Source organism: Streptomyces sp. NPDC107562 (genome assembly GCF_055657325.1).
Map to the genome: position 1 here is coordinate 1 of NZ_JBVKBE010000033.1, position 8,470 is coordinate 8,470.

An 8,470-nucleotide genomic window follows, 5' to 3' on the forward strand; every position below is an offset into this window, starting at 1 on the left:
GCCGCCTGCGTATGACCCACGTTCGACTTGATCGAACCCAGATACAACGGGCGTTCTCCATCCCGCTCCTGGCCATACGTGGCCAACAGCGCCTGGGCCTCGATCGGGTCACCCAGCTTCGTCCCGGTGCCGTGTCCCTCGACCGCGTCCACCTCGGCCGCCGTCAGACCCGCGCTGGCCAGGGCCTGACGGATCACCCGCTGCTGCGACGGACCGTTCGGAGCCGTCAGACCACTGCTCGCGCCGTCCTGATTGACGGCGGAACCCCGAATGAGGCCCAGCACCTGGTGACCGTTGCGCCGCGCGTCCGACAACCGCTCCAGCACCAGAACACCCACGCCCTCGCCCCAGCCGGTGCCGTCGGCGCCCGCCGCGTACGCCTTGCAGCGGCCGTCCGCGGCGAGCCCCCGCTGGCGGCTGAAGTCGACGAAGACGTCGGGGGTCGACATGACCGACGCCCCGCCGGCCAGCGCGAGTGTGGACTCGCCCCGGCGGAGCGACAGTGCGGCCAGGTGGATGGCGACCAGGGAGGAGGAGCAGGCCGTGTCGATCGTGACGGCGGGGCCCTCGAAGCCGAACGTGTAGGCGACCCGGCCCGACGCGATGCTGCCCGCGCTGCCGTTGCCGAGGTAGCCCTCGATGTCGTCGGGGGCGGACTGCACCCGCGATCCGTAGTCGAAGTACATGAGGCCGGTGAAGACGCCGGTCCGGCTGCCGCGCAGGCTGGTCGGGTCGATGCCCGCCCGCTCGATCGCCTCCCACGACGTCTCCAGCAGCAGCCGCTGCTGCGGATCCATCGCCAGCGCCTCACGCGGCGAGATCCCGAAGAACCCCGGATCGAAGTCCGCCGCGTCGTGCAGGAACGAGCCGACCTTCGTGTAGCTCGTGCCGAGGTGCTCGGGGTCGGGGTGGTAGAGGCTGTCGATGTCCCAGCCGCGGTCCTCGGGGAAGGGAGTGAGGGCCTCCTGGCCGTCAGCGACGAGGGTCCACAGCTGCTCCGGCGTCCGGATGCCGAGGGGGAAGCGGCAGCCGATGCCGACGACGGCAATGGGCTCCTGGTCGCGATTCTCCAATTCGCGCAGGCGGCGGCGCACTTCCCGTAGGTCCGTGGTGGCCCGCTTGAGGTATTCGAGAAGCTTCTTTTCGTTCTCCACACCATCACCTCGTAAAGCGGGGCCGGTCAGGGATCGGTTGATAAACAGCTGTCGAACACTTCCTGAGCCCGACCTGAATAGGCCGAGGGGGCACGACAGACTGAACCCGCAGATATCTGCGAGGAAGCGCAGCGGAATCCGCGGCTTCGTTTTCGGATCGCGCATACGTCATGGCATACCGAGGGGCAGTCCGAACACTCCACACGCTACGGGGGCAGGGGTAGGGGCCGCCTACCCCTAGCCCCCCTTAGACGCCGGTCCTCGCTACCGCGCGCGCTCGGCGAACCGTTCCAGTTCGGCGACCGTCGCGTTGGGGCTGGGCAGGGCGGCGTACTCCTTCTGGATCTGGTCGGCGGCGGCCTGGAACGAAGGGTCCGACAGGAGCCGGCGCAGTTGCTCGCGGAGCCGCTCCGGGGTCAGCTCGGAGACCTCGGTGACGAGTGCCGCGCCTCGCTCGGCGAACCGCTGTGCGATGTCGCGCTCGTCCCAGAGCCAGTTGGGGACGATCAGCTGGGGAACGCCGTGCATCACCGCGTTCGTGCGGGTGCCTCCGCCGCCGTGGTGGACGAGAGCCGAGCAGGTCGGCAGGAGGGCGTGCAGGGGGACGAAGTCCACGGCCCGCACGTTGTCGGGGAGTTCGCCCATGGCGGAGAGCTGCTCCGCGCTGAACGTGGCGACGACCTCCGCGTCGATGTCGGCCACGGCGCGGACGAAGTCGCCGAGGGAGACCTTTTCGTCGGCGATCTCACGCAGTGTCAGGCCCAGGGTGAGGCAGATCCGGGGCCGGTCGGCCGGCTCGCGCAGCCAGTCGGGGACGACGGCGGGCCCGTTGAAGGGGATGTGCCGCATGGAGATCGTGGGCAGTTCGGTGGGGAAGCCCATCCAGGGCGGTGCCACGGCGAGGGTCGTCCCGCCCGTGGCGAGCGACTCCTCGAAGGCGACGCCGTAGGGAGCCCCTTTGGCGCCGAGCCAGTCGGCGACCGGGTCGTGGCGCTCGTCCGGGGGCTGTTCCGCCGCCAGTCGGTGGAAGACCGCGCGCATCCGGCCCCAGTGGTCGAGGCCGAAGAGCATCCGGACGTGCGGGGCGCCGACGGCTTCCGCGGCGATCGGACCGGCGTAGGTGAGGGCGTCCCATATGACGAGGTCGGGCTGCCACTGGCGGGCGTGCTCGACGAGTTCGTCGGTCATGGCGCGGTCGGCCATGTAGTCGTAGAGCTGGGAGTGCTGGGTGAAGGTGCCGTGGACGTAGTCCCAGGTGAGCTTCTCGGGGCGGGTCTCGTTGAGCGTGAGGGCGCCGCCGTTGGCCATCTCCTCGCGGGGGGTGGAGCGGGCCAGTTCCATGATGTTGAGGTCGTTGCCCACCGGTACGGCCGTCAGGCCGCAGTCGCTGATGGCCTGGGCGTTGTCGGGCTGGCTGGCGATGCGGACCTCGTGTCCCGCCGTGGTGAGGGCCCAGGCCAGGGGGACCATGTTGAAGAGGTGGGAAGTGTTGGCGAACACCGTCATGAGGACGCGCATGGAGTTCCTTCACCGAGGAGGAGAGGGGTGCGGATGAACCCGCGGAGGGCTGGATGCGGGAAGTGACGGGAGGTCAGGCGGGGGTGGGGTACTTCGTCGGTTCCCACCACGAGCGGTTGTCGCGATACCAGTCGACGGTCTCCGCGAGCCCTTTGCGGAAGTCGTGGGAGGGGGCGTACCCGAGAGCCGCGATCTTGGACCAGTTGACGGAGTAGCGCAGGTCGTGGCCTTTGCGGTCGGTGACGTGGTCGACGCTGTCCCAGCCGGTGCCACAGGCTTCCAGGAGCAGGGAGGTGAGCTCGCGGTTGCTCAGCTCGGTTCCGCCGCCGATGTTGTAGACCTCGCCGGCACCGCCGCGGTCGCGTACCACTTCGATGGCCGCGCAGTGGTCCTCGACGTGCAGCCAGTCGCGGACGTTGCGGCCGTCCCCGTAGAGGGGTACGCGGTGGCCGTCGAGGAGGTTGGTGACGAAGAGGGGGATGACCTTCTCGGGATGCTGGTAGGGGCCGTAGTTGTTGGAGCAGCGGGTGACCCGTACATCAAGTCCGTGGGTGCGGTGGCAGGCCAGGGCGAGCAGGTCGCTGGAGGCCTTGGAGGCCGAGTAGGGGGAGTTGGGACACAGGGGGTCCGACTCGGGCCAGGACCCTTCCTCGATGGAGCCGTACACCTCGTCCGTCGACACGTGGACGAAGCGGTCGGTGTCGTGGCGCAGCGCGGCTTCCAGCAGGGTATGGGTGCCGAGCACGTTGGTGCGGACGAACTCCGCCGAGCCCGCGATGGACCGGTCGACATGGCTCTCCGCGGCGAAGTGCACGATCTGGTCGGTTTCCGCGACGAGCCGGTCCACCAGGGCGGTGTCGCAGATGTCTCCCACGACCAGGTCGAGGGCGGGGTGGGTGAGGTCGAGGTTGTCCCGGTTGCCCGCGTAGGTGAGCCGGTCCAGGACGGTGATGTGCAGGTCGGACCGGTCGGCGAGCAGTCGGCGGACGTAGGTGGAGCCGATGAATCCCGCGGCGCCGGTGACGAGCAGCCTCGTGGTCATGAGCTGATCTGGAAGGTGCTGTGGTCGCCGAGGACCAGTCGGTGGGCGTTGGGGACGCGGGGCACGGAAGTGCCGTGCACATGGCGGCCGATGAGGGAGGCCTCGATCCGGCGGATGCCGGTGACGGACGAGTCGCGCATCATGATGGAGAACTCGAGTTCGCTGTCGAGGACGCGGCAGTTTTCGGCCACGGAGGTGAAGGGGCCGATGTAGGAGTCGTGGATCTCGGTGCCGGCTCCTATCCGTACGGGGCCGACGATGCGTGAACCCCTGATGCGGGCCCCGCTCTCCACCACGACGCGTCCGATGATCTGCGAGGCGTCGTCGACCTCGCCCTCGACGGCCGACTCGATGCCCTCCAGGATGATGCGGTTGACCTCCAGGATGTCGGTGACGTTCCCGGTGTCCTTCCAGTAGCCGCTGATGATCTGGGAGCGGACGTCGGCTCCGCTGTCGATGAGGTACTGGATGGAGTCGGTGATCTCCAACTCGCCACGCCAGGACGGCTTGACCGCTTCGACGGCCTCGTGGACCAGCGGGGTGAAGAAGTAGACGCCGGCCAGTGCCAGGTCGCTGCGCGGGTGTTCGGGCTTCTCCTCGAGGCCGACGACGCGTCCCTGTTCGTCGAGGACCGCGACGCCGAAGGCCCGCGGGTCGGGGACCCGGGTCAACAGGATCTGGGCGTCGGGTCGTTCGTCGCGGAAGCGCTCGAGCAGGTCCTCGATGCCGTCGATGATGAAGTTGTCGCCGAGGTACATGACGAAGTCGTCGTCGCCCAGGTAGTCCCGGGAGATGCGCACCGCGTGGGCGAGGCCGAGCGGTTGGGCCTGGCTGATGTAGGTGACGTCGAGTCCGAAGGACGATCCGTCGCCGACGGCGTCCTGGATCTCCTGGGCGGTGTGGCCGACGACGATGCCGACGTCGGTGATGCCGGTCGCGGCGATCGACTCCAGCACGTAGAACAGGATGGGCTTGTTGGCGACGGGCACCAACTGCTTTGCTGACGTGTGCGTGATCGGGCGGAGCCGTGTACCGGATCCGCCGGACAGAACGAGTGCTTTCACCCAACCCCCTAGGTCCGAGCCGGTGGAGTGACACCGCAGGGGCGGGGACGGGCCCGTCGGGGGTCGCGTCGCCGCCTGGGTAATCCGCGGTCCGGCGACGAAATCTTTACGTGAAGCCCCTGGAGGGGATAACCCCTAACTCCCGTGGGCGGGCCCCTATCGTCGTTCGGACAGCCACCTCGAAGGGGGATCGAGTGAGCTCCGGATCGGCCGGGTCAGTCTAATACGTAGGTAAAGTAAAACGCTCGCTCACGAACGCCGATGCGATATATTCATACGTACGTACGCACCGTCTAACGGGGAGAGGGTTGCGACCATGCTGCTCGTGGAGCGCGACGAGGAACTGCACATCCTGCGCAGAATGTTGGGTGACGCTGCGGCGGGACACGGCAGAGCGGTCCTGATCAGCGGGGCGATCACCTCAGGCAAGACGGCGCTTCTGGAGGCGCTGTCGCATCAGGCCGTGGACTCCGGAGCTCTGCATCTCGCGGCCACCGGATCAAAAGCGGAACGCGCGCTTCAATTAGGCGTGATGGACCAGCTGTTCCACAGCGGCTCGCTGCCGCCGGAGGTGGCGGCGCGCGCCACGCAGCTGGTCACCGTGGAGGCACTGCCACCGGACGAGAGCGAGCTGGAGTCGCGCACGCTGCGGCAGCCGGAGGCCCACCGCGTCCACCAGATCTGCGCGCTGCTCCAGGAGCTGTCCCAGGCGCAGCCCGTCGTACTGACCGTCGACGACACCCACTACATGGACGGCGCCTCCTGGCAGGTCCTCCTCTATCTCCAACGCCGCATACGATCGGCCCGCGTCCTGCTCGTTCTGACGACTCGTCAGCAGCAGGGGCAGGGCCACTCCCCCTGGCACTCCGAGTTCACCCGCTACCCCCACCAGCGCCTCCGGCTGCGGATGCTCAGCGAGCGGGGGGTGGCGGATCTCGCGGACCGGCATCTGCCCAGCGCCGAGGCGGACCAGTTGGCGACGAGCCTGTACCGGCTCAGCGGCGGCAATCCGATGCTCGTCAGGGCCCTGCTGGAGGACAGCACGGCATGGCTGTCCGCGGAGAGCGGGCAACGGCCCCCGGCGAAGGAGACCGCGGCGTTCGGCCAGGCCGTCGTCGAGTGCCTGCACCGCTGTGAGGCTCCGCTGCGCACTGTCGCCCACGCCCTCGCCGTTCTGGGCGACTCGGCTTCCGAGGACCGGCTGAGCAGGCTCTCCGGGCTGACCCCCGCCGCCGTCTCGCAGGCGCTGGTAGCCCTCAACGCGGCGGAGATCATCGGCCAGGGCTTCAGGCACCCGGCGGCCGCCGCGGCCGTTCTGGCGAGTCTCGACGCCGACACCCGCTCGTCCCTGCATCTGCGTGCCGCCGAACTCCTCAGGGAGGACGGGGCGTTGGCCTGGCAGGTCGCGGTTCATCTGGTCGAGGCGCAGTCGGTCGGCGTGGGCTGGGCCTTGGACACCCTGCTGGAGGCGGCCCGCCAGGCCCTGGCCACGGACCGCCAGGATCTGGCCATGCAGTCTCTGGCACTGGCGCTGAAGGGATGCCCGGACGAGGAGTCGCGCACCGCGGTGCACAAGGCGCTGAACCACATCGAGTGGCGCATGAACCCCGCGGTGTCCTCCCGGCATCTGCCACCCCTCGACCAGGCCGTCCGGGACGGCCGGCTGAGGGGGAAGGACGCGGTGTCCGTCGTCCAGCACATGCTGTGGGCCGGCGACTCCCAGGCGCAGAGCGCCTTCGAGGAGGTGTCGGCCCAGCTCACGTCGCCCGCGGACGCCCCGGTGCTCGCCCAGCTGCAGCTCACTCACCAGTGGCTGTACGGCCTGCGTCATCCGCGGGCGGGCGGCGCCGGGACGGATCGGGAGGTGCCGCCGCTGCACGAGCTCCGCACGGCGGGGGGCAGTCTCTGGTCGCGGGCGGCGGCCGTGCTGTCGGCGTCGATGCGGTCCGAGGCCGAGCGTGTGGTGGACGAGAGCGAACGGCTGCTGCGCAGCTGCGAGGTCGGGGACGAGACCCTGGAGGTGATCGCCACCTCCGTGGCGGCCCTCACCACGGCGGGGCGTCTCGATCGTGCCGCGGGCTGGTGCGACGCCGTGATCCAGGAGACCCAGCGTTCCCACGCCCGTACGTGGGAGGCGTTGTTCACCACACTGCGGGCGGACATCTCGCTGCGGCAGGGCGACGTCTCGGCCGCCGCCGCACGGGCCGGGCACGCCCTGACGCTGGTTCCGGCCGAGGGCTGGGGTGTCGTCGTGGGGCTGCCGCTTTCGGTGCGGCTGGCCGCACACGCCGCGATGGGCGACCTGGCCGCCGGCGCGGAGACGGCCCAGATCAACGTGCCCCCGGAGATGTACGACACAGTGTTCGGCCCGCGCTACCTGCTGGCCCGCGGGCAGTTCGGACTGGCCGCGGACCGGGTCCTGGCGGCCGTCAGCGACTTCCAGCAGTGCGGTGACATGCTGCGCGAGCGGAATCTGGACCACCCGTCCCTGGTGCCGTGGCGCACCGAGCTGGCCCGGGCCAACCTCGTCATGGGGTGGGAGCAGACGGCCCGGCAACTCCTCCTCGACCAGGAGGAACTGCCCGGCGGGAAGAGCCCCCGGGCCCGTGGCGGCGCCCTGCGAGTGCTCGCCTCGGCCAGCCCGCTCAAGCAGCGTCCCGCGCTGCTGCGCCGGGCTGTGGACGCCCTGCAGAACTCGGGCGACCGGCTGGAACTCGCCCATGCCCTCGCCGACCTCAGCCAGGCGCACCACACCCTGGGAGAGTTCCGGCGTGCCCGGATCACGGCACGCCGGGCGACGCAGGTGGCCAAGGCGAGCGACGCGGAGGAGTTCCTGCGGCCCGCGCAGTCCGGATCGGCGGACGGCGAGCCCGCCGGATCCGGCGGCGGTTCCTCCTCGGCGGCTCCGGCTCTCAGCGACGCCGAACGGCGGGTGGCAACGTTGGCGGCGCTGGGCCACACCAACCGGGAGATCGGGCGCCAGCTGTACATCACGGTCAGCACGGTGGAGCAGCATCTGACCCGGGTGTACCGCAAGCTCAACGTCAGCGGCCGCTCGGACCTCCCGGCGGGCCTGTCGCTCCAGCAGCTCCCCGGCACGGCGGCCCGCGCCCGCTGACCGGCCCCGTCCGGTCATGCCGAGGTCGGCCCGGTCGTAGCGACCGGGCCGACCGAGTCATTCGTATCGGCTGGGTGTGCGGCTCCGGTCCCGCATGTCGGACAGGCCTCAGCGGACGTCCGTGCTCACGATCCGCGCCGGTTCACGACGCGTCCGCGGGCACATAGGTGCCCCACACCTCACGAAGCGCGTGGCACACCTCGCCGACGGTGGCGCGTTCCCGCAGGGCGTCCTTCATGGGGTGGAGCAGGTTGTCGTCACCGTCCGCCGCCTTCTGGAGGGCGGCGAGGGCCCTGTCCACGGCCGGCTGGTCGCGCTCGGCCCGCAGCTTCACCAGCCGCTCGGCCTGCTGCGCCTCGATCGCCGGGTCCACCCGCAACGGTTCGTACGGCTCCTCGGAATCCAGCTGGAACCGGTTGACGCCGACGACGACCCGTTCGCCGGAGTCGGTCTCCTGGGCGATCCGATAGGCGTTGCGCTCGATCTCCGCCTTCTGGAAGCCGCGCTCGATCGCGGCGACCGCCCCGCCCAGCTCCTCGACCCTCGCCATCAGCTCGACGGCCGCCGCCTCCAC

General features: G+C 70.0%; 6 protein-coding genes. 1 reads left to right on the top strand and 5 read right to left on the bottom strand.

What is annotated here, in order from left to right; genetic code table 11:
- The 4 genes from ACZ7LV_RS38835 to ACZ7LV_RS38850 form a co-directional block, all read right to left on the bottom strand.
- Positions 1 to 1,154 (bottom strand): beta-ketoacyl synthase N-terminal-like domain-containing protein (locus tag ACZ7LV_RS38835; RefSeq protein WP_471946069.1); only part of this gene is annotated, 1,154 nt, incomplete at its 3' end.
- Between the two features lie 264 nt (positions 1,155 to 1,418).
- Entirely contained in the window at positions 1,419 to 2,672 is a 1,254-nt protein-coding gene (locus ACZ7LV_RS38840) for an activator-dependent family glycosyltransferase (protein ID WP_471946070.1), read from the bottom strand.
- Positions 2,673 to 2,745: 73 nt separating this feature from the next.
- Entirely contained in the window at positions 2,746 to 3,714 is a 969-nt protein-coding gene (gene rfbB, locus ACZ7LV_RS38845; protein WP_471946071.1) for a dTDP-glucose 4,6-dehydratase, read from the bottom strand.
- Positions 3,711 to 4,778, bottom strand: coding sequence for a glucose-1-phosphate thymidylyltransferase (locus tag ACZ7LV_RS38850; RefSeq protein ID WP_471946072.1), 1,068 nt, complete (start codon positions 4,776 to 4,778; stop codon positions 3,711 to 3,713). The genes rfbB and ACZ7LV_RS38850 overlap by 4 nt, the downstream gene beginning before the upstream one ends.
- A gap of 316 nt (positions 4,779 to 5,094) precedes the next feature.
- On the opposite strand from ACZ7LV_RS38850, the gene ACZ7LV_RS38855 reads away from it, so the two are divergent.
- Complete coding sequence (locus ACZ7LV_RS38855; protein ID WP_471946073.1) at positions 5,095 to 7,896, top strand: helix-turn-helix transcriptional regulator; 2,802 nt, start codon at positions 5,095 to 5,097, stop codon at positions 7,894 to 7,896.
- Between the two features lie 142 nt (positions 7,897 to 8,038).
- Here the strand turns inward: ACZ7LV_RS38855 and ACZ7LV_RS38860 are convergent.
- A partial coding sequence (locus tag ACZ7LV_RS38860) for a methylmalonyl-CoA mutase family protein (RefSeq protein WP_471946074.1) occupies positions 8,039 to 8,470 on the bottom strand: 432 nt, incomplete at its 5' end.

Bases quoted from the DNA above. Each gene is read 5' to 3' on its own strand.
- ACZ7LV_RS38840 (WP_471946070.1), bottom strand. From the start codon at position 2,672: ATGCGCGTCCTCATGACGGTGTTCGCCAACACTTCCCACCTCTTCAAC.
- rfbB (WP_471946071.1), bottom strand. From the start codon at position 3,714: ATGACCACGAGGCTGCTCGTCACCGGCGCCGCGGGATTCATCGGCTCC.
- ACZ7LV_RS38855 (WP_471946073.1), top strand. From the start codon at position 5,095: ATGCTGCTCGTGGAGCGCGACGAGGAACTGCACATCCTGCGCAGAATG.